Annotated in this window: 1 pseudogene; it reads right to left on the bottom strand. The window is 72.5% G+C overall.

Annotated features, from left to right (window positions below):
- Nucleotides 1-528 (bottom strand): annotated as a pseudogene (locus B2V21_RS04205) (hypothetical protein); the annotation flags it as partial.

The following is a 528-nucleotide window of genomic DNA, read 5'->3' as shown; positions in this document are numbered from 1 at the left end:
GTGGGCGGCCACGGTGTCGCGGACGTGCAGTGTGTTCTGCGCACGCAGCGAGGCGTTGGCGGCGTTGACGGGCTGTGCGGCGAGCTTGCGGCTGGCGTGCGGTGCGAGTGGTCCGCGCAGGTACTGCACGTGCACGGCGGTGTCGTCGTCCAGGCGGACGCGGTGGGCCGGGCCGCTCTGCAGGAGGCGGCGGCGCTGGTGGACGCTGGCGCCGGCGAACAGGCCTTCGAGGGTGAGCAGGGGCAAGGGGCCGCGGCGCGGGAGTCCGAACAGGCGGCGGGCGACGCGATTGGCGGCGCGGACGTGCCCGTCTTCTTCGATGGCCAGCAGGCCCTGCAGCGGTGAGTGCAGCCAGCGGGCGTCGTGCTGGACGGCCAGCAGGTGGCAGGGACGGTGGTCCTGCATCAGGCGGTTTTCGGCGGAGAGGGCGGCCTGGCGGAAATAGCCGTGCAGCAGTTCGGCATCGCGTTCACCGGTGCCCGTGATGTCCAGGGCGCCCAGTACTTCGCCATCCAGCCCATGCAGGGG

This window comes from Pseudomonas sp. UBA6276 (genome assembly GCF_002438365.1).
Taxonomy (GTDB): domain Bacteria; phylum Pseudomonadota; class Gammaproteobacteria; order Pseudomonadales; family Pseudomonadaceae; genus Aquipseudomonas; species Aquipseudomonas coleopterorum.
Note: the sequence above shows the minus strand (reverse complement) of the source record. Positions and strands in the feature narration are given on the sequence as shown.